This is a genomic window from Methanoculleus sp., assembly GCF_036677455.1.
Lineage (GTDB): Archaea > Halobacteriota > Methanomicrobia > Methanomicrobiales > Methanoculleaceae > Methanoculleus.
Map to the genome: position 1 here is coordinate 15,470 of NZ_JAVBWL010000005.1, position 18,987 is coordinate 34,456.

Below are 18,987 nucleotides of genomic sequence, written 5' to 3' on the forward strand. Positions count from 1 at the left end.
GACGGATCCGGGGGTCAGACGGAGGCGTTCCGGCACGACCTCGCTCCCGAAGGTTCATGTGGGGGAGTGCCGACATATACCCATGCACCGGCGCGTGATCACCTTTTCAAGGAACGCATTCCTCCCCCTGACGACGGTCTGCGCGAACCGTTGTGGTTACTGCTGTTTCCGGACCCCGGTCGGCGAGGGGTGCATCATGCCTCCCGGCGAGGCGATCCGGACGCTGGACACGAGCGCAGCCCTGGGCTGCACGGAGGCGCTCTTCACCTTCGGGGAGCGGCCCGGCGCGGTGCCCGGCTTCTCTCCACTGCTCGAGGGTCTCGGCTATGCCGACATCCTGGACTACGTCTACGACCTCTCCCTCGCGGCCATCGAGCGGGGGCTCCTGCCGCACACCAACGCCGGCATCCTCTCCTACGAGGAACTCGACCGGCTCCGCGAGGTGAACGCGAGCATGGGGCTGATGCTCGAGACGACCGCGGACGTTCCCGCGCACCGGAACTCTCCCGGAAAGGATCCGGCGGTCCGGATCGATATGATCGAGAACGCAGGAAGGCTCTCGATACCGTTCACGACCGGCATCCTGATCGGGATCGGCGAGACGATGGAGGACCGTGAGGAGTCGCTCCGGGTCATCCGGGACCTCCATTCGCGGTTCGGCCACATCCAGGAGGTGATCGTCCAGAACTTCTGCCCGAAGCCGGGGACGCCGATGGAAGGGATGCCGGTGCCGGGGACCGACGAGATCTGCGAGACGATCGCCCTCGCCCGCGAGATCCTCCCCCGGGACGTGGCGGTCCAGATCCCCCCGAACCTCATCGACGCGGCCCGCCTGGTCGGGTGCGGCGTGGACGACCTCGGCGGGGTCTCCCCGCTCACCATCGACTACGTCAACCCCGAGCACCCCTGGCCGCAGATCGACGAACTGAGAAGGGTGGCCGGAGACGCCGAACTCCGCGAACGGCTCTGCATCTACCCGCAGTATATCGAGTTGGGGTGGTACTCCCCCCTGCTCGAACCCCTCATCCGTGACCTCGCAGAGAGGCTCGCTACACGGGGGAGCATAACCTCATCATTTATCCCGACAGACATATCTGGAGATTTGCCATGAAACAGGTTGACCTCCTCTACACAGGGAAAGCAAAGTCCGTCTACCGCACCGACGACCCTGACGTCTACATCATGAGGTTCCGTGACGACATCACGGCGTTCGACGGCGGGAAGAAAGATACCCTGGGCGGCAAGGGGCGATATAACGCGGAGGTCTCCGCCTTCTTCTTCCGGTACCTGGAGGAGAACGGGATCCCGACCCACTACCTTGAGAGCATCGAGCCCGCCGCCTTCGCGGTGCGGGGCCTCACGATGATCCCGCTCGAGGTGATCGTCAGGAACGTCGCGGCCGGGTCTCTCGTGCGCAACTACTCGTTCAAGGAGGGGGAGAGACTCGACCCGCCGGTGATCGTCATCGACTACAAGAGCGACGCTCACCACGACCCGATGTTGAACGACGACCTGATCTACGCCCTCGGCCTTGCCACGCCCGAGGAACTCGACCAGATCAAGGCTATGGCGCTCGTGATCAACAAGGTGCTCGGGGAGTACCTTGATGCACGCGGGATCACCCTGGTCGACTTCAAGATCGAGTTCGGCCGTGACGATGAAGAGATCGTCCTCGGCGACGAGATCAGCATGGACTCGATGCGGCTCTGGGACAAGGAGACCGGGGCGTCCCTTGACAAGGACGTCTACCGGTTCAACAAGGGGGACGTCATGGAGACCTACGCCGGCGTCGCAAAACGGATCCTTGCTCCGCCACGCGAAGAGTCTGTGTGAGGGATGGGTCACAACGTTTAACCCGGTGATCCCCGTATTGAAGAGTAGAGGTACCCGGGACCTGGACAACGAAGAGGAGTATCATGACGGACGAAGGGATCGAAGAAGTACGTATCAGGATAAAGAAGTACGCGGATGAGAAAGGCTACATACTCAACGTCGACGAGAGGCAGCTTGCGGCCGTCCTTCGCGGGCTCGCCCGGAACCAGGAACGGTTCGGGGCGGGATACTGCCCCTGCAGGATCCGGAGCGGGGACCCCGAGAAAGATCGGACCATCATATGCCCCTGCATCTACCACGAGAAAGAGATTGAAGAAGATGGGACCTGCCACTGCAGGCTGCTCTTCAAGAACCCATCGGAATAACCTCTTTTTCCATATACCTCCGGTGCACGCTTCATGAGGCGGGAAGACCGCAACGTCTCCGGCGAGTCCGGCAGATCGTGTCGAAGGCGAGAGACCGATACGAGGAGGGTTTTGGGATCATATAATAACGTATATCACGTTTGGTTTCAACCTGTAGGTGCATGGATGATGCGTGGCAGCCCGAAGCGCTCCGGAACAGGAGGCTTGAGCAGCTCCGGGCTACCATGGACGATTATATCACAAGGAATATCACCCAGGTGGAAGGCAACCTCCCGGTCTTCTTCGGGCATGTCGCCACCACCCTCGACCGGACGTTTCCCGATCTTGACGACCGGTCCTACGATGATTTCATCGACGGGACCACCCTGACACTTCTTGGCGCCACGCGCGAGACCCCCACACCGGAGTTCCTGGAGAAGACCCTCCGGCATGCTATGGGGAACAAGCGACGAAGGAAAGGGCGGGCAACGCTTGACGTGGTTGCGGGCCTCAAACTGATCGACGCCGCCAACTACTACCAGGCGATTGAGTACCTGGCCCGTTACAGGAACTATGACGGGCGGGTCAATGCCGCGATTGCCTACAGTTACTACGCCCAGTCCCGGGCAGCAAACCGGAAGCCGGAGTTTCGGCCCGACGATATGGAACTCCGTGCCCGTGAGGAGATGCTGGGGCTCTGTCGGTCCCATCCCCCGCTCGACCGTCTCGGGGTCTTCAACCGGAGAGACGCCCGGCTCAACCAGATCTTCTGGTTCATGCTGGACCTGGCATTCACCTGGTTCCCAAGCGACCCGGAGTTCTACCGCATGGGCATCCTCCGGGCAAAACTGGAGGGGGATACCGGGCGCCGCCAGCGCCTCCTTGCCCTGGCCACAGAGCGGTTCCCGGACGACAGACGGTTCCTGGCCGGGGCGTTCAACGTCCACGTCGAGCAGCGCAACGGGAGCAACGCCGCTGCCATCGTCAAGCAGATGATGCAGCAATACCCCGACGACCATGACCCGATCTACTTCGGGCTGAAACTCGCAATCCTCGGATTACAGCCGGAGTCCTACGCCAGTTTCCGGAAACTTGCTATCCTGAAGCAGTTTCCCCGGCACCTGCTCCTGATGCTCGATGCCGTGCTCGAGGTGATGTGCAACCGCAAGACGGAGAGTTACCTCTGTTTTGACGAAGCAAAGAAGGCTTCCGCCGGACGGGACTATTACCTTACGACGCTTGAATACATTCTCCGGGACTTCGTCGAGGGGGATGAACACCGGGCAAAACGGGCAAAATCGGTCTTCTTCACCAGCGTCGACCAGTATTGCATGCATGCACTGAAGATCGGGGAAGACTGACGGCCACTCCGTGCTGAAAAGAACGGTAGAACGATGGATATATCTATATCCACGGGAAAAATTTCTACAGAACGGGTTTACAGCCCGAATATCCGGGTAAGCCGGGAGGATCAGTTGCAATGACGGGAAACAATGCTACTCAAGGCACCGGGGCAGGAGCATCCGGGACAGACGGCGCCCGGGAGTCACCTCGTCTTCTCCCGGACCTCTACCTCTCGATCCTCCGTGAAGCGCCGGATGGAGTCGTTCTGGTGGATAGCGAGGGCGAATGCCGGTACCTGAATCCGGCATTCACCAGGATCACCGGGTATACCCGGGAAGATGTCCCCGGCCTGCAGGCATGGTTCGAGCGTGCTCATCCGAACCCGGCATACCGGCAAAGCGTGGAGGCGATGGGGCAGAAACTGCTCCGCGGAGAACAGAGTGCCCTGGTTGCCAGCGCGGTCTGCAAGGATGGGAGGGTGCGTGATCTCGAACTCCGGCGAGCGCCGGTTGAGGGCGGGCTTGCCATGCTCGTCGTCCGGGACGTGACCAAACAGGCCCTGATCGAGGAATGCCTCCGGCAGACCGCATCGGAACTGACCGCAGTGATCGAGGCCTTTCCCGACCAGTTCCTCCGGCTGAACGCCGACGGCACGGTCCTCGAGTTCAGGGTCGGCAAACTCGCGGAGGTGCCGATTGTGCCCCTGGCGCTACTCGGGCGGCGGGTGCAGGACCTCTTCCCTGCCGAGATAGGAGGGGCCCTTGGCGAGGCGCTGCAGCAGGCGGTCAGGACGGGTGCGCCTGCCGCGCCGCTGGAGTTCAGCCACGCGATAGCCGGGGCGATCCACCACTACGAAACCCGGGTTGTGCCGCTGCGCGAGATGCAGGCCATCGCCGTCATCAGGGAGATCACGGAGCGCAAGGAAGCGGAGCAGGAGTTGCACCGCCACCGCGAGCACCTGGAAGACCTCGTTCGGGAGCGGACCGCCCAGCTCGAGCATACGAACCAGCGACTCGAGCGCCTCCTCTATGCCATTGAGATGACCGAGCGGAAGGCCGTAGAGGAGTGGCTGGACTCATCGATCGAACAGGGCACCCTGGAAGTGACCGGGCCCGAAGAGGGAAGGATCACCACCGACCATACCGGGACGGTCATCATCGTCGACCGGGTGGCCGAGCGCCTGACCGGCTACGCGGAGGAAGAACTGGCAGGGAAGCCGATATGGTCCCTCTTCTCAAGCGCTGCTATCCGGGAGACCCTCACTTCGGAGGTTCTCGGGGAGGGCAGGCCCGTAGAGCGCAGAGAAGAGACGATGCACACGAGAGACGACGGTTCACGACAGCCGGTCAGCATCGTCGCCGACCCGATCGTCGATGCTGCGGGCGTCGTGATCGGTATGCTCTGCACGTTCCGGAAGGCGTGAGCAGGCTATCAGAGCCGAAGGCCGCAGGACTCCGGGTGCACCGGGCCGGGGTTCTGGAGTGCCACGGTGACGCCGACCTGGTCGGAGTAGAACCCGAGTCCTTCGAGCGCGCTCAACAGCGCCTTCTCCTGGGTGTTGTTGATCTCGCTTAAGTGGGCAAGCACCGCCATATGGATGTGGTCGGCAAGCCTCTGCAGGCAGCGGGCGGCGTCCGGGTTTGAGAGGTGCCCGCGTTTTGACCGTATCCGGCTCTTTAAGTATGCAGGATACGGGCCGTTTTCAAGCATCTCGGGACAGTGGTTACTCTCCAGGAGGACGGCGTCGCAGGAGGCGAGCCGGTCGAAGATGGTCGTGGTGACCGTGCCGGTGTCGGTGCAGAACCCGATACGGAGGTCGCCTTCCGTGATACGGAACCCACAGGGCTCCCGAGCGTCGTGGGAGGCGGCAAAGGGTTCGACCGAGAAGTTGCCCAGAGAGAACGGCTCATTGCACCTGCACCGCCGGACTTCTGCCGCTTTCGCGCCGCATTTTCGGGTGAATGCCTCAAGCGTGCCCCCGGTCGCGTAGACAGGCACCCCGAGTTTCCGTGCGAGGACGTCGACACCCCGGATATGGTCGATATGCTCGTGGGTGACAAGAATTCCCTCGACGAGCGACGGATCGCCCCCGGCTTCCGAGAGGCGGCGAAGGGTCTCCCGGGCGGAGAGCCCCGCGTCGATGAGAAGCGCTCCTCCCTCCCCCCGGAGATAGGTGCAGTTTCCTTTGCTCCCGCTCGCAAGGACTGTCAGTTCCATTGTAGAAATGGTGGGCTGTGCGGCTATTTAAGATCAGGGACGGGAACCGTGCGCAACCTCCCCGGTGCCCGGGGCGCTAGAAACCAGGTGAAGAGCGTATGAGCGGAGCGGACGGCTCCCGGGCGGGGCAGGGAGGCCGGACCGTCGATGGCTTGAAGATGGCCGGGCACGCATCGACCCGGGGCGATTGAGCGTCCCATCAACACCTGCCCGGTCCGGCCGCTCGATACGACGGCGCACCGCTGACGCCGCTCTCGACCCTGCCTGCGACGCGCCGCGAGGAGCTCGGGGAGACAACGCTCCTCTTTGCCGCCTTGTCGCTCAATATTCTCATCGCGCAGACCGACCGGATCCTGGTGCTATCGGGTCATGAGGCACGGAGGCTCGATCATGGGGAGTTCAGAAGGCGGCTGGATAGGCATCTTCGCAGGGTGTTCCCGCACCTTGCGAGAGAAGAGTGAACCGGATCTTGCGTTCCGACATCATCGGGGATGCACCGGGGCAGGAAAAAGGTTCTCCGGGGATGGAAGGGGACGAACTCCCTGTGGGATTTATTATAGGCGCCTCCTCTTCAGGAGGTATGCCGTGCCTGCGGCAAAGGCGGCGAGCTCCCATGGAACAGGGCTTTGCTGTGGGGCCGGCGTCTGTTCCGCGGGTGCCGTGGCGGCAGCGGTCGGTGCCGGGGTCGCTGTCGGCTGAGCGGTGGGTTCGCCTGCAACGATGGCCCCGCCTTCCGCAGCGATCGCAAAGAGGGAGAATCCAGGGCCCTCGGCGGTGAAAGAGTATCTGGTGGCGTCCTCCCTGATCATCTCCGTCGGGAGGGGCTGCCAGGTGCTGTTATAGTAGCGGTACAGCACCACACCCTCCGGGGCAAAACCCCGCTCCGCCAGCCATGCCTTCGGGACGGCGAAGTTCAGGGTCGCACTCGCAAGGGCGGCGTCCGTCGTGCGATACAGGGTCAGTTCAGCGTACTCATAGACCGTGCCAGGCGGGGCGTCGATGCCTGAAGGTAGTCCCGTTGTCTCTGCGGCGATGTGGATCTCCGGGATCGGCTCCCCGGCCGTTACCGTCACCGAGTAGATCGCGGTGCCCTGCACCGCAAACGAGGCGTGGCCACCGGCAGGAATATTGCCTGCCGCAGCGGCCGAGACGTGCGAGCATCCCCCGCCGGAACCGTGGGGCCGGGGTGCAGGAGTCGGCACCGGGTCGAGGGTGAACGATACTGTCGTGGTCTCGTTTGCGACGACCATCACGGTCTGGTTCTCCGGAGTCACGTAGCCGTCGAGGCTGACGGTGACCGTATGGTTGCCGGGCAGGACTTCTGCGAGGGTCGTATTCGTCGTGTTGTCTGTCGCCATACCGTTGAAGATTATCCTGGCTCCCTCCGGGACGGACGAGACTGTCAGCGACCCGCACACCGGGGCGAGGGCGAAGGAGACCGGTACGGTTTGTCCCGCGGCAATCGTCACCGTCCGGTTTTCCGGGGTCACGTAGCCATTGAGGGCGACGGTGAGGTCGTGGCCCCCGGCCGGGAGGTAGAGGGAGGTGTTGGTGGTGCGGGCAAGCCCCACACCGTCGAGATGGATGGACGCCCCCGCCGGTGCCGAGTTGACCACCGCCGTCCCACCGTAGACCAGCGGGAGGTGGTCGGTGCCGAATGGACTGCCGTCATCGTTGCTGATGATGAAGGCTTCGTCGCAGATGCCGTCGAAGTCGGCGTCCGTGCCCCACTCCGATATGTTCTGGGCCGGGTCGGTGAGCCAGAGGTTGCCGCCGAGGTACGGCCCGCCGGCGATGTTTGTCCCCGTGCTGCTGCTGCGGTTGCCGTTTAAGACGGCGCCTGATCCCCCAGCGTAGATATTCGTGGGGTTATCGAAGTGACAGTTGATAATGGCAGCACCGGTGAAATCGAAGAAACACGCTCCGCCGCCCCACCGGTCTGCCGTGTTGTTCGTGGAGGTCGAGCCTTTCACGGCGGCACCGGAGGAGCCGTGGAAGTATGCCCCACCGCCGTTATTGGTTGCCTTGTTGTTCGTAAAGACCGTGTCCATCAGGGTGGCGCTGGCGGACTTGTAGATACATACTCCACCGCCGTTACCTGCCGTGTTGTTCGCAAAGCCCGTGCCTGTCAGGGTGGCACTGTTGGACATATAGAAATGCGCGCCGCCGCCGCCAAAACCGGTGGTTGCCGTGTTGTTCACAAAGGTTGTGTCCGTCAGGGTGGGGCCGGCGGAATTGCCGAAGTATGCCCCGCCGCCATCGGGGGCCGTGTTGCCTGTAAAGGTCGTCTCGGTCAGGATGGGGTTGGTGGAACTGCTGAAACTCACTCCACCGCCGTGAATGTCTGCCGTGTTGCCCGCAAAGGTCGTGTTCGTCAGGATGGGGCTGGTAGAAAATAGGAACCATGCCCCACCGCCATAGAATTGGGCCGTGTTGCCCGTGAAGGTCGTGTCCGTCAGGGTGGCGTTGTTGGATCTGGAGAGATACATCCCGCTGCCGTAGGCAGCCATGTTGTCCGCAAAGATCGAGTCGACGATTGTACTGTTGTCGACGTATTCCAGCGACACCGCCCCGCTGGTCGCCGCGTTCCCGGAAAAGACGCAGTCGGTGACGGTGAAACCCTGGATGCGTGTATCCACGGTTCCGGTGACCCGGACCCCGGCGCCGTTACCCAGACGAAGACTGTTTCCCGAGATGTTGAGGCCCTGCAGGGTAACCCCATCTCCCGTGACGTTGATCGCCGGGGTGGTGTGCGAGGAGTTGGTGATGATCGGGCGTGTGGGAGAGCCTTCCCAGCGTTTGATGGTCACGCCGGACATACCGATAACAATCCCCCCCTCGTAGGGTTCTCCCTCGGCACCCCAGATATGGATAGTATCGCCCTCGCTGATTAAGGGAAGATCGAGAAGGCTTGTATAGTTTTCATCTCCCGCCACATGGGAGACGTTCCAGACAGTCGCCGCCCCCGCGGCCGCGGGGAGCATGAAGCACCCCACGATCAGGCACAATACCGCGAACCTGACCGTGCCTTCGGCCTTGCTCATAGCAACCATAAACTGCAGACCTCCCCGGGATATTGCCGGATTTTATCCACTATTTTTGAGGAGAACTTATATTAACAATCCGTTTTTAATACGGGGCGTTATCGAAGGTGCATTCTGCATTAATCCCGGCACCGCCCGTATCGAAACCGCCCGGCCGGGCATCTCACAGTGCGGAACGGCAGAGAGTAAGAAGAGGGGCGCCCCCTCAATCCCGCCGAACGGCGTGGACCGACTCCGGCGCAAACGAGACCACGACGCGGCTCCCTTCCCGGAGGTCCAGGTCGTCCACCCTCTTCCAGGTGAGGACCGACGAGAGAGGAACCCCGCAGTCGACCGCCACCCTGCTGAACGGGCCGCGCGGGACGACGGCGGTCACGACGCCGGGGAGGGCGTTCTTGCCGTGGGGAGCCTTCGCGGCATCCGCCGGGGCGATCCGCAGGTCCTCCGACCGGATGCAGAGGGAGACCTCCTCCCCCGGGCCGGGAAGCCATCCGGCCCGGACCCGGACGCCGCCGGCATCGACCACGGAGGCGCCGTTCTCCCCGACGACGACACCGTCGATGATGTTCTCGATCCCGACGAACCGGGCGACCTCTCGGGTCGCGGGCAGGGTGAAGACCTCCCGCGGCGTCCCCACCTGCGAAAACCCGCCCTTCATCAGGACGCCGATCCGGTGGGCGAGCCGCTGCCCCTGATACATGTCGTGGGTCGAGAAGACGATCGTCGTGCCGAGGTCGCGGTTGATCCGGACGACCAGTTCCTCGATCGTCGCCACCGAGACCGGGTCGAGGTTTGCGGTCGGTTCGTCCAGCAGGAGGATCTCCGGCTCGATCACCATCGCCCGCGCGAGGGCCACCCGCTGCATCTCGCCGCCCGAGAGCGTCCGGGCCCGCCGCTCCCCGTAGCCGGTAAGGCCGACCATATCGAGGGCTTCCTCGACCTTCTCGCGGATCCTCCCTTCGTCCGCTCCTCTGAACCGGAGCCCAACGGCGATGTTCTCGCTGACCGTCGTGTTGAAGACGGCCGGTTTCTGGAAGACCATCCCCATCATGCGGCGGATAGCGAGGCTCTTTTCACGCTCCGCGTGGATATCGATACCTTTGACCCGGATCGTCCCTCCCGTCGGGGTATCGAGGAGATCGATGAGGCGGAGCAGGGTCGATTTCCCCGACCCGGAGGGGCCGATGACGGCGAAGATCTCGCCCCGCTCGATCCGTCCGGTGACGCCGGCGAGCACGCTCTTCCCATCGAACTCTTTTCTCACGTCGACTAGTTCAATCATGGGCTCTACCTGTGCTGAATCGCAGTGATGACAAGGTTGACGCCGAGAGCGATGACGAGGAGGATGATCCCGAGCGCGATCGACTCGGATATGTTGCCCATCGACGTCTCGAGCGAGATCGCGGTCGTCAGTACTCTGGTCGAACTCGCAAACGACGACGCCATGATGTTGCCGCCGACGAGGATCGCCGCCCCGACCTCGGATATCGCTCGCCCGAACCCGACCGCAACGGCCGCGAGGATCGCAAACCGGGCCTCTTTCATGACGTTCCCGAAGAACTGAAGGCGAGTCGCTCCGAGCGAACGGAGGGCGTCCCTGAGGACCGGGTCGACTCCCGAGAGCGCCGATATGGTGAGTCCGATCATGATCGGCAGGATGAGGACCGTCTGTGCGATGACCATGGCGGTCGGGGTGAAGAGAAGCCGCATGAAGCCGAACGGCCCGACGCGGGATATGAGCAGGAAGATCAGGAGACCGACGACAACGGTGGGGAGGGCATAGAGGGTCTGGATCAGGTTGATGAGACCTTTCCTCCCGGGGAACGCACCGAAGTAGATCGCAGCACCGAGGGGGACGGCAGCGAGCGTCCCGATCACGGTTGCGGTGAGCGAGATGAAGATACTCCGGAGAGCGATGGCCATCACGTCGGCATCAAGCGTGACAATGAGCCTCGCCGCCTCCAGGAATCCCTCGATGATCTCGTACATGCTCGTGCACCTGATTATGGGTTTGCCGGTGGCAAAAAGGGGTTGGGTTTTTGGCCTGTTCAGGCGATCGGGTTCTTCACTTCAGCCTCGGTCACGCCGATCTTCTGCCAGTCGTCCTTTGCGGCGTAGAAGAGCGGCTGACCGTACTTATCGACGCCGAAGGAGGCGATCTCCTTCTGGATGTCGTCGGATATCATGAAGTTGACCCAGTCCTTCGCGACGGTGCTGTTGATGTCGGGGAACTTCTCCTGGTTGATCTGCATCGCCGAGTAGACGTTGAGCAGGATATCGCCCTCATCCACGATCGTCACGAGGTCAAGATCGCCCTTGTAAGCGAGGTAGGTGCCGATGTCGGAGAGGGTGTAGGCCTCCTTCTCGTTTGCCATCTCAAGGGTCGCGCCCATGCCCGTCCCGGCCTCCTGGTACCAGTCGCCCGAGCCCTTCACCTGCGTGGTATAGTTGAACCCGGCAGCCTTCCAGATGGCCTGTTCCTTCGCGTGCGTGCCCGAGGCGTCGCCGCGCGAGACAAAGATCACGCTTGAGTTGCCGGCCATGCCCTTCTCGCGGATGGCGGTGAACGCTGCTTCGGGCGTCACGTTCTTGACCCCTGCCGGGTCGGACTCGGGCCCGACGAGGACGAAGTAGTTGTAGGCGAATACGCGCCGGTTGGTGCCGTAGCCGTCGGCGAGGAAGGTGTCTTCACGGGCACGGTCGTGCACCATCATGACGTCTACGTCGCCGCGCTGCCCGTACTCGAGCGCCTTGCCGGTTCCGGCAGAGACGATCAGCACCTCGGCGTTGTACTTCTCCTCGAAGATCGGGGTGAGGTGCTCGAGGAGTTTGGTGTCGTAAAGGCTCGTCGTGGTCGCTATACGAAGCTGCTGCTTCTCTTCAGGGACCGGGTCGGTCGTCGTCCCGGTGCAGCCGCAGATCAGCACGAGGGCGATCAAGACGGCCGCAACGGCAAAGAGGGTTCGTTTAACCATAACTATCAGTTCAAGTATCGTATTCCAGATAATTAAATATGATAGTTTTATATCTGTTGTTAAGTAGTTAACCTAAATAGGCTACTTTTTGATATAATTAACCATTAAACCTGCCGAAAATGGGAATACCGGGTCCGGTACTCTCCTCTCCCGGCCCGGGGAAGGGGGCGGCCCCCGTCACCCTACGACGATGTCGCGGTAGCCGTCGCCGTCCGCTTCGACGTAGAGGACCGCCGCCCCGCCGACGAGAGCGGGCTTCGGGAACTTTCGGAGAGCAACGGTGCCTTCACCGACCACCGTCCCCTCACGGGTCTCGACCCGGTCGACACCGGAGGCCAGGATCGCGGCGACGGTCTGGTTGCCGGAGAGGCTCCGGGTCGTCCCCTTCACGACGAACCGGCCGTCGTTTCCCGAGGCCGCAAGACCGATGCCGGCAACCGCGCCGATGACGCCGTCCTCGGTCCCGCCGAGCCCTTCGAGGAGGAGGCCGGCCTCGCGGGCAAGTCGTCGCGCCTCTCCCTGTGTCACGATGCTCGTCTTTGCCGAGAGCCCGAAGCAGTGGAGGTCGCTCCTGATATCCCGGTCGGCAGCGACACAGATGCCCGGGTCGCTCCCCTCGATGAAGTCGGCGAGCATCATCTCCTTTGCCGTCGCAAATATCCCGGCCGCTGCCCCGTTCCCGGCATCCCGGATGTGGATGACCGCGGAGCTGTTGTGGGAGGTGTAGGGGACGGCGGGGTGGACAAAGAGCTGGTGCCGGGTCACCCCCGTCACGGTGTACGATCTGGCAAGTTCTGCTGCAATCGTGCGGGCGAGCCGTCCGGTTCCCCGGGACTCGCGGGTGTCGGTGTCGTCGATGCCGAGATAGATGGTCATGGGATCGCTTGCTGTATAGATCCGCCCGCAAGACTGAATAAGGCTTCTTTGCGATTAGTCAACTACCCCCCGCTAGCGCAGGGGGCTTGCTGCGGGGGCCCCTTGCGGGGCACAGGGCAGCAATTTAATGGGTGCGAAGGCTGACGGTTCAAAGGTCGTCCTTATTCGCACGGGCCGGTTGACACGGCCCCTACCGATTATCCGTGGAACCACGGAATCACCGGCTACTTTTCGCAGATGGTTCAGAGCGCCGTTCACATCGGCGTTGATCAGGGTGCCCAGAGCACTCTGGTAGAGTCCACGCTTGACCCTTCGAGTTCTCCCGTAGGGGGGCTTCTGGATCGGGTCGAGCGCGAGAGCATCGACCTGCGAGGTGTATGCCTCAAAATGAGAATCATCGAATCGGATCCCATACCGCTCGCACTTGCTCTTCAGCTTCTGCCGGAACTTATGATAGGGCACCTGCACGAAGTTCTGGTTCCCCCGCCGGCCATGGTTGATCTTGTCCTTGATCCCGTCCCAGCGGGGGAGGATCACGGTGCCGATCCGGTGCTGGAGGGCATGGTTCACGATCCAGGTCACGTACCGGTTCATCGCTTCGGTGATCTGGCCGTCCCGCTTCTTCAGCAGTTGAACTTGGCGCTTCGTGATGCCCCGAATACCCTGCTTATCCTTGATGCTCTGCAACCGTGCGTTCTCTTTGTTGTACCACCGGTTAAGTGATTTGATACGCTTACCGTCGAGGATGACGGCAGCCCCGGTGGCGGTGTCAACCAGCGTCGCAAAGTTGTCGAGCCCAAGATCGATAGCGAGATATTGGGCAGGGTCAAGGTTCTGGGGTTTCGTAGGGGCTTTGTAGCAGAACTCGATCTTGTACGCCTTTCCCCCGTGAACCGGCAGGATCGTGACTTTCCGGATCTGGTGCGGCTTGATGCACGGCGGGATCGGGAACGTGAGTTCCTTCCCCGTCAGGCCGTGCTGCTTCCTGAACTTGATGGACATCCCGAGCGTCACAAACCCATTGCGGATCGTAAGGTGAGCACGAGGGAAGGCTAGCTTGAACCGTCCGTCTTTAGGGAGGTAGTGAGGAGGGCGCGGGCAGTCTTCGAGCTGCCCATTGCGGTACAAGTTCAGTAGTCCAAAGTAACTCTTGTAGGCTTCTTCAACGGACTTGAGGGTCTGCTGAGCGGTGTCGCTGTGCAGCAATCCATAGTTTTCGTTTGCCTTTGACTGCACGTAGTTGCTGCACTCTTTGTAAGGAAAGTCCTTCTTCCGTGTGTAGGGGAGATAGGATCCGACCAGCACATCTACCCGGGAGGTGAGGTCCGGGCGGATCCCAAGAAGGATCTGGCGGTTCTCTTGGTGCGCGGCAGAGTGTTGCCGGACGTTGTACAACCCCACATTGTACATGCTCTTGGCATGGTACGCGAGCGTGTCGAGGATCCAGAAGGTCTTCCGGGGAAGATGGAGGTAATTGCTGACAACTCGCAGTGCCATTATTCTCTATCTTTGTTGCCCATCCGTCATTAAGAATAGCCGCGCAACGCGAAAGTGTACGGGGATTGCTGCGGGCAATTCCTCCCCCCGCTTGCGCAGGGGGTCTCCTTGCCCGTTCGAGATGAAAAAAAGTTGACTCCGGGGGTTCACGCCCGGATCAGGGTGCCGATCCGCTCCCCGTTGACGGCTTTCGTGATATTTCCGGGGACGTGGGCGTTCACCACCTTGATCTCCTTCACGTGGACGGCGTCACGGAGGAGCTCGACCGCCATCGGTTCAAGGACCATGTCCTCCATCTCCATCTCCAGAAGTTCATCGGCCGTGATCTCCGGGATGAACTCGGCCTCAGGGTTCAGGAACGGGTTTTCCGTGTAGAGGCCGTCCACGTTCTTCCCGAGGATGCAGTTCTTCCCGCCGACCACCTCGGCCATCAGGAAGGCGCCGGTGTCGGTCCGGTGCGGCGGGATGCTGCCGAGTTTCGGCGGGTGTTCGTAGAGCCCGTAGGGCGGGGTGCCCTGGACCACCGGGAGCATCCCGAGGGATATGAGCGAGGGGAGGTTTAAGAGGTCGTCGGTGTTGATCCGGACGCCGTTGTAGTTCGAGAAGAGGAGCGAGACCATGATTGCGTTCTGCTCACTGATCTTGCCCGCCAGTTCTGCAAGCACCCCTGTCGGCATGCCGAGGTCGATGCCGACGTCAAGGATGTGCCGCACCCGGGCGCCGCCGCCGGTTGCGACCAGGACCTTGTGGTTCCGGGAGAGTCCGCCGATCTCCTCGATGAGCGGGTAAATCACCTCTCGCCCGTAATCGATGACGCCGTGGCCGCCGATCTTGATCACATTTAAGTCCGGCATGATCCGGATCTGCCGGACACCTTCGGTCTCCTGAAGCAGGCCGCGCCGGACAAGGCTCTCCCCGCGCAGTCTCGATCCCATTTCAAAACGCTCTGCCATGTTATCGTCTCCTCATAGGATATACGAGGATAGGTATTAAGTATCTTCGCGGCATATCTGCTGATATACCAGTTGGTTAGAGGTGAAGAATGAAGATCTATGCACGAGAACGCCAGAAAGTCGGCACCGGCGTGAAACAGCCCAGGTTCCGCGTCGTCGCCGTCGTCGAAGAGCAGGGCGAAAAGAGGCACCTGAAGGTCGAGGGGACTCATTTCAGGAAGGTCGAACTCGAACAGATTGCAAAGGACGTGGGAGCAGAGGTCGTCTACCTCGAAGAGATGCCCGAGGAAGAACGGGGCGAGATGAAGGCGGAAGCGTCGTAATCAAACCGGCTCCCTTTTTTCCACCGGACGCGAGTACTTCTACGATCAGATGTCCACACACGAATACGATGACCTGATCGATGCGGCCATCAGGATCCTCCTCGACGAGGACCGGTGCGTAACGATCGTTTTTTCCCCCGGCGGCATCTCCATACGGTTCCCGACAACCCGGAAACTTGCCGAGCACCTGGGGATCCCGCACTACTACGTCCTCCCCCGGTTCGGGGAGATGGAACGGGACGGGCTGATCCGCCGGGCGGAGCGAGTCGGCATCTCCACCCTGCCGGCGGGGACAGAGCGGCTCCTCGCGATCATGGCGGAGCGCTACCGGGAGCGTGCCGAAGCGGTCCTCGGCGCTGATATCCTCTCGGCACTCGAGGCCGCAACATCGGCAGACAGCAGGACCGGGAACCACCAGAGAAGGGATTAACACCCTCACCCCCCCACCCTTATATGAGATGCTGGCAGGCGATCAGATCCTCATCGGCGGGGTGACCCTTGAGGCGTTCTTAGCGTTCATCCTGGCTCTTTTCGCCTTCCTCTTCCTCGGCAATCTCGCCTACATGCTCATCCGGCGGGTCATGGACGGCCGGGTCTCGCACGGGACGGCCAAATGGGCGGCGACCATCACGCAGTACGCCATCATCATCGCCGGGGTCTATGCGAGCGCCAGCCACCTCCTTGCATTCGACCTGAAAGCCGTTGCCGCATCGCTTGGCATCCTCGGTATCGTCGTGGCGATCTCATCGACCCAGATCCTCCAGAACATCCTTGCGGGCATCCTGATCACGGTCAACCGCCCGGTCAACCTCGACGACTGGATCATCGTCGGGGAGTGGCCCGCGACCGGGCTCTCGAAGGTGCGCGACATCTCCTTCACGACGACGATCCTCCAGGGGCTCGACGGCGGGCTGATCCTCATGCCGAACTCAAACATCATCGCGTCCAAGGTCGTCAACTACTCGCGGAGCGGTCTACGAGAGATCCAGGTCTCGCTCTCCGTCCCGGTCTCTGCCGATCTCGCGCGGGTGCGTGAGATCGCACTCGCAGCAGCGCTCGAAGACCCCCTGATCCTCTCGAGCCACGGTCCGGCCAACCGGATCGGGGCCCAGGACCTCTTCGACCTCCCCTACATCAGGCGTCTCCGCGCCGAGCGCCCCGACCTTGCTCGCTTCGATCCGATCGTCCATCTCGCATCGGTCACTGACGGCTGGATCAAACTGACGATCGGGGTCTGGATCCAGAAGGTCTCACGGAAGGACGAGATCGCGTCCCGTTTCCTGGGGAGGGTTCTTGAGCGCCTGCAGGCCGAGAAGATCCCGGTCAAGGCCGAGGTAGCATGACGGAAGAGATTAATCCTCTCCCCTCTCATTCTTCTCTCTATGCAGGTCACTGATCCGGCCCTCATCAGCGGGGTGACCCTTGACGCATTTCTGGCGTTCATCCTGGCCCTTTTCGGCTTCCTCTTCCTCGGCAACCTCGCCTACATGCTCGTCCGGCGAGTTCTGGACGAGCGGGTCACCCGGGGGAAGGCCAAGTGGACAGCGACCATCCTGCAGTACGGCATCACCTTCGGCGGGGTCTACGCGAGCGCCAGGTACCTCCTTGACTTCGACCCGACAGCCTTCGTGGCATCGCTCGGTATCCTTGGTATCGTCGTGGCCTTCTCGTCGCGCCAGATCATCCAGAACATCATTGCCGGCATCCTGATCACGATCAACCGCCCGATTCAACTCGAGGAGTGGGTGGTCGTCAGCGGGAGGCCGGAGACCGGGATCTCGAAGGTGCTCGACATCTCCTTCACGACGACGATCCTCCAGGGGTTCGACGGCGGGCTGGTCCTCACACCGAACTCGAGCATCATCACCTCCAAGGTCACCAACTACTCCCGGGCCGGGTTCCTGGAGGTCTCGATCCCGCTTGCCGTTCCCGTCACGGCGAACCTTGAGCGGGTGCAGGCGATCGCACTTGCCGCCGCACACGACCACCCCCGCATCCTTCCCCACGTGGATAAGGCCGAGCGGTCGGCCATCCAGAGCCTCTTCGACCTCCCCTATATCGGTCGTCTGTCGTCCGATCTGCCCCGTACCGGCCTCGCAATCTTCGAACCGAAGGTGCAGATCTCCTCCATCAAGGAGGACTGGGTCAGGCTGACGGTGCGGGTCTGGATCCGGGAGGTCACGGCAAGAGAGCGGATCGTCTCCGAGTACCTGGACAACGTCATCGAGCACCTGAAGGCCGAAGATCTCATTGGCGAGAAGAAGTGGGAGGATGAGCCCGGACCTGCCGCATCTCCCGGGGAACCCATGGCCGGTGAGAGGGGTGTGAAGACCGGGCAGGCGGCGTGACGACACTCAGGAGCCCCTTCCACAATATCAAATAACGAGAGGAGACAATAGGGAACAGAACCATGACGGAGAGCACCGGAACGGAGGAGAGGGGCATCCGGTTTACCCTCGAGGAGATCGCCGGGGCCGTCGGTGACTTCGGCACCATCTTTCCCATCCTGCTCGGCGTCGCCATCGTCTGCCCGGACGTGAACATCAGCCACTTCTTCCTCTTCCTCGCCGCCTGGTTCATCATCACCGGGCTCTACTACCGCCTTCCTATCCCCATCGAACCGATGAAGGCGATCGGCGCCATCGTCATCGCCGAAGGGCTCTGTGGTGGAGAGATTGTGGCATCCGGGATCATCGTCGGCGCGCTCTTCCTCGTCCTCGGCCTCGTCGGCGGGATGACCTGGCTCGGCGATCGGATCCCCAAAAGCGTCATCCGGGGCGTCCAGGCAGGCCTCGCGCTCCTCCTCCTGAAGACATCGTTCGGCTACATCGTCTCCGACGTTCTTTTTGCGGCGTTCTCCATCGCGATCATCCTCGCCTTCTTCATCGCGTCGCAGCGCACCCGGGTGCCGGACATCTCCGCCCTCCTGGTCCTCCTCATCGGGCTTGCCGCGGGCATCGCCACGCAGGGGATGCCGCCGTTCCGCCTGATGCCCCTTCCCACCCTCATCCTCCCGGTGCCGGCAGACTTCATCGCCGGCACCTGGGACCTCGCCCTCCCACAGATCCCGCTCACGATCGCGAACGCCATCCTCGCGACATCGCTCCTCACCTACGACCTCTTCCCGAAGAAGGGCGTGGACCCGGACCGCCTCTCCCGGACGATCGGGGCGATGAACCTGATCTCAACGCCGCTCGGTGGGTTCCCCATGTGCCACGGCGCCGGGGGGCTCGCCGCCATGTACCGGTTCGGCGCGAGGACCGGCGGGGCGAACATCATCGCCGGGATCTTCATCCTCATCTTCGCCGTCGCCTTCGCCCCGCCGGAGGTCCTGACTCTCATCCCGTTCGGGGTCTTCGGGGGGCTCCTGGTCTTCGTGGCGCTCGAACTCGGGAAGCATAGCGCGAAGACGGAGTCCTACCTGGTCACGGGGGTCATCGCCGTCCTCACCCTCCTGGTCGGCCTCACCGTCGCGTTCATCGTCGGGATGGTCCTTGCCTACGCTCTCAAGCGGTGGGAAGGCCAGCAGCGGTTCGTGCCCTGACCGGACCCCGGGTTTATCACATCTCGCAAAAGACCTG

General features: G+C 62.2%; 18 protein-coding genes. 10 read left to right on the top strand and 8 right to left on the bottom strand.

Annotated elements, in window-relative coordinates; translation table 11 throughout:
• The first annotated feature begins 82 nt into the window (after positions 1-82).
• The 5 genes from cofG to V6K60_RS01205 all read left to right on the top strand — a co-directional run bounded on the left by cofG (position 83) and on the right by V6K60_RS01205 (position 4,944).
• Positions 83-1,111 (top strand): 7,8-didemethyl-8-hydroxy-5-deazariboflavin synthase CofG, encoded by a 1,029-nt coding sequence (gene cofG / locus V6K60_RS01185; RefSeq protein WP_332448680.1) that lies wholly within the window; start codon positions 83-85, stop codon positions 1,109-1,111.
• The gene (gene purC / locus V6K60_RS01190; RefSeq protein WP_332448681.1) at positions 1,108-1,833 is read left to right on the top strand and encodes a phosphoribosylaminoimidazolesuccinocarboxamide synthase; all 726 of its coding nucleotides are present in this window, start codon (positions 1,108-1,110) and stop codon (positions 1,831-1,833) included. Before cofG ends, purC begins: the two co-directional genes overlap by 4 nt.
• A gap of 83 nt (positions 1,834-1,916) precedes the next feature.
• Positions 1,917-2,198, top strand: coding sequence for a ferredoxin-thioredoxin reductase catalytic domain-containing protein (locus V6K60_RS01195; RefSeq protein WP_332448682.1), 282 nt, complete (start codon positions 1,917-1,919; stop codon positions 2,196-2,198).
• Between the two features lie 161 nt (positions 2,199-2,359).
• Entirely contained in the window at positions 2,360-3,538 is a 1,179-nt protein-coding gene (locus V6K60_RS01200; RefSeq protein WP_332448683.1) for a hypothetical protein, read from the top strand.
• Positions 3,539-3,657: 119 nt separating this feature from the next.
• Positions 3,658-4,944: a PAS domain S-box protein gene (locus tag V6K60_RS01205; RefSeq protein WP_332448684.1), complete on the top strand. Its 1,287-nt coding sequence runs from the start codon at positions 3,658-3,660 to the stop codon at positions 4,942-4,944.
• Positions 4,945-4,952: 8 nt separating this feature from the next.
• On the opposite strand, the gene V6K60_RS01210 is transcribed toward V6K60_RS01205, so the two are convergent.
• The 8 genes from V6K60_RS01210 to V6K60_RS01245 form a co-directional block, all read right to left on the bottom strand.
• Positions 4,953-5,738: an MBL fold metallo-hydrolase gene (locus tag V6K60_RS01210; protein ID WP_332448685.1), complete on the bottom strand. Its 786-nt coding sequence runs from the start codon at positions 5,736-5,738 to the stop codon at positions 4,953-4,955.
• Positions 5,739-6,292: 554 nt separating this feature from the next.
• Complete coding sequence (locus V6K60_RS01215; protein WP_332448686.1) at positions 6,293-8,791, bottom strand: PEGA domain-containing protein; 2,499 nt, start codon at positions 8,789-8,791, stop codon at positions 6,293-6,295.
• A 196-nt stretch (positions 8,792-8,987) separates the two neighbouring features.
• Positions 8,988-10,064: an ABC transporter ATP-binding protein gene (locus V6K60_RS01220; protein ID WP_332448687.1), complete on the bottom strand. Its 1,077-nt coding sequence runs from the start codon at positions 10,062-10,064 to the stop codon at positions 8,988-8,990.
• 5 nt (positions 10,065-10,069) lie between these two features.
• Entirely contained in the window at positions 10,070-10,771 is a 702-nt protein-coding gene (locus tag V6K60_RS01225) for an ABC transporter permease (RefSeq protein WP_332448688.1), read from the bottom strand.
• Between the two features lie 59 nt (positions 10,772-10,830).
• A complete protein-coding gene (locus tag V6K60_RS01230) occupies positions 10,831-11,757 on the bottom strand; it encodes a substrate-binding domain-containing protein (RefSeq protein WP_332448689.1) in 927 nt (308 codons plus the stop codon).
• A 177-nt stretch (positions 11,758-11,934) separates the two neighbouring features.
• Positions 11,935-12,633: an ABC transporter substrate-binding protein gene (locus V6K60_RS01235; RefSeq protein WP_332448690.1), complete on the bottom strand. Its 699-nt coding sequence runs from the start codon at positions 12,631-12,633 to the stop codon at positions 11,935-11,937.
• 72 nt (positions 12,634-12,705) lie between these two features.
• Positions 12,706-14,130, bottom strand: coding sequence for an RNA-guided endonuclease InsQ/TnpB family protein (locus V6K60_RS01240; protein ID WP_332448691.1), 1,425 nt, complete (start codon positions 14,128-14,130; stop codon positions 12,706-12,708).
• A 146-nt stretch (positions 14,131-14,276) separates the two neighbouring features.
• Positions 14,277-15,083 carry an amino acid kinase family protein gene (locus V6K60_RS01245; RefSeq protein ID WP_332448692.1) on the bottom strand — a complete coding sequence of 269 codons (807 nt, stop codon included), beginning with the start codon at positions 15,081-15,083 and terminating at the stop codon, positions 14,277-14,279.
• 89 nt (positions 15,084-15,172) lie between these two features.
• Here V6K60_RS01245 and V6K60_RS01250 point away from each other — a divergent pair, with 89 nt between their 5' ends.
• The 5 genes from V6K60_RS01250 to V6K60_RS01270 all read left to right on the top strand — a co-directional run bounded on the left by V6K60_RS01250 (position 15,173) and on the right by V6K60_RS01270 (position 18,950).
• Positions 15,173-15,406 (top strand): hypothetical protein, encoded by a 234-nt coding sequence (locus tag V6K60_RS01250; protein ID WP_332448693.1) that lies wholly within the window; start codon positions 15,173-15,175, stop codon positions 15,404-15,406.
• Positions 15,407-15,455: 49 nt separating this feature from the next.
• Positions 15,456-15,836, top strand: a complete 381-nt coding sequence (locus V6K60_RS01255) for a hypothetical protein (RefSeq protein WP_332448694.1) — start codon at positions 15,456-15,458, stop codon at positions 15,834-15,836.
• A gap of 28 nt (positions 15,837-15,864) precedes the next feature.
• On the top strand, positions 15,865-16,749 hold the full coding sequence (locus tag V6K60_RS01260) for a mechanosensitive ion channel family protein (RefSeq protein ID WP_332448695.1): 885 nt from the start codon (positions 15,865-15,867) through the stop codon (positions 16,747-16,749).
• Positions 16,750-16,788: 39 nt separating this feature from the next.
• Complete coding sequence (locus tag V6K60_RS01265) at positions 16,789-17,754, top strand: mechanosensitive ion channel family protein (RefSeq protein WP_332448696.1); 966 nt, start codon at positions 16,789-16,791, stop codon at positions 17,752-17,754.
• Positions 17,755-17,816: 62 nt separating this feature from the next.
• The gene (locus V6K60_RS01270) at positions 17,817-18,950 is read left to right on the top strand and encodes a putative sulfate/molybdate transporter (RefSeq protein WP_332448697.1); all 1,134 of its coding nucleotides are present in this window, start codon (positions 17,817-17,819) and stop codon (positions 18,948-18,950) included.
• The last annotated feature ends 37 nt before the right edge of the window (positions 18,951-18,987 follow it).

What these genes read in the sequence shown, in the direction of transcription:
- V6K60_RS01225 (WP_332448688.1), bottom strand. Translation starts at nt 10,771, where the DNA reads ATGTACGAGATCATCGAGGGATTCCTGGAGGCGGCGAGGCTCATTGTC.
- V6K60_RS01215 (WP_332448686.1), bottom strand. Translation starts at nt 8,791, where the DNA reads ATGGTTGCTATGAGCAAGGCCGAAGGCACGGTCAGGTTCGCGGTATTG.
- V6K60_RS01220 (WP_332448687.1), bottom strand. Translation starts at nt 10,064, where the DNA reads ATGATTGAACTAGTCGACGTGAGAAAAGAGTTCGATGGGAAGAGCGTG.
- V6K60_RS01250 (WP_332448693.1), top strand. Translation starts at nt 15,173, where the DNA reads ATGAAGATCTATGCACGAGAACGCCAGAAAGTCGGCACCGGCGTGAAA.
- purC (WP_332448681.1), top strand. Translation starts at nt 1,108, where the DNA reads ATGAAACAGGTTGACCTCCTCTACACAGGGAAAGCAAAGTCCGTCTAC.
- V6K60_RS01265 (WP_332448696.1), top strand. Translation starts at nt 16,789, where the DNA reads ATGCAGGTCACTGATCCGGCCCTCATCAGCGGGGTGACCCTTGACGCA.
- V6K60_RS01260 (WP_332448695.1), top strand. Translation starts at nt 15,865, where the DNA reads ATGCTGGCAGGCGATCAGATCCTCATCGGCGGGGTGACCCTTGAGGCG.
- V6K60_RS01240 (WP_332448691.1), bottom strand. Translation starts at nt 14,130, where the DNA reads ATGGCACTGCGAGTTGTCAGCAATTACCTCCATCTTCCCCGGAAGACC.
- V6K60_RS01200 (WP_332448683.1), top strand. Translation starts at nt 2,360, where the DNA reads ATGGATGATGCGTGGCAGCCCGAAGCGCTCCGGAACAGGAGGCTTGAG.
- V6K60_RS01205 (WP_332448684.1), top strand. Translation starts at nt 3,658, where the DNA reads ATGACGGGAAACAATGCTACTCAAGGCACCGGGGCAGGAGCATCCGGG.
- V6K60_RS01270 (WP_332448697.1), top strand. Translation starts at nt 17,817, where the DNA reads ATGACGGAGAGCACCGGAACGGAGGAGAGGGGCATCCGGTTTACCCTC.
- V6K60_RS01235 (WP_332448690.1), bottom strand. Translation starts at nt 12,633, where the DNA reads ATGACCATCTATCTCGGCATCGACGACACCGACACCCGCGAGTCCCGG.
- cofG (WP_332448680.1), top strand. Translation starts at nt 83, where the DNA reads ATGCACCGGCGCGTGATCACCTTTTCAAGGAACGCATTCCTCCCCCTG.
- V6K60_RS01210 (WP_332448685.1), bottom strand. Translation starts at nt 5,738, where the DNA reads ATGGAACTGACAGTCCTTGCGAGCGGGAGCAAAGGAAACTGCACCTAT.
- V6K60_RS01230 (WP_332448689.1), bottom strand. Translation starts at nt 11,757, where the DNA reads ATGGTTAAACGAACCCTCTTTGCCGTTGCGGCCGTCTTGATCGCCCTC.
- V6K60_RS01255 (WP_332448694.1), top strand. Translation starts at nt 15,456, where the DNA reads ATGTCCACACACGAATACGATGACCTGATCGATGCGGCCATCAGGATC.
- V6K60_RS01195 (WP_332448682.1), top strand. Translation starts at nt 1,917, where the DNA reads ATGACGGACGAAGGGATCGAAGAAGTACGTATCAGGATAAAGAAGTAC.
- V6K60_RS01245 (WP_332448692.1), bottom strand. Translation starts at nt 15,083, where the DNA reads ATGGCAGAGCGTTTTGAAATGGGATCGAGACTGCGCGGGGAGAGCCTT.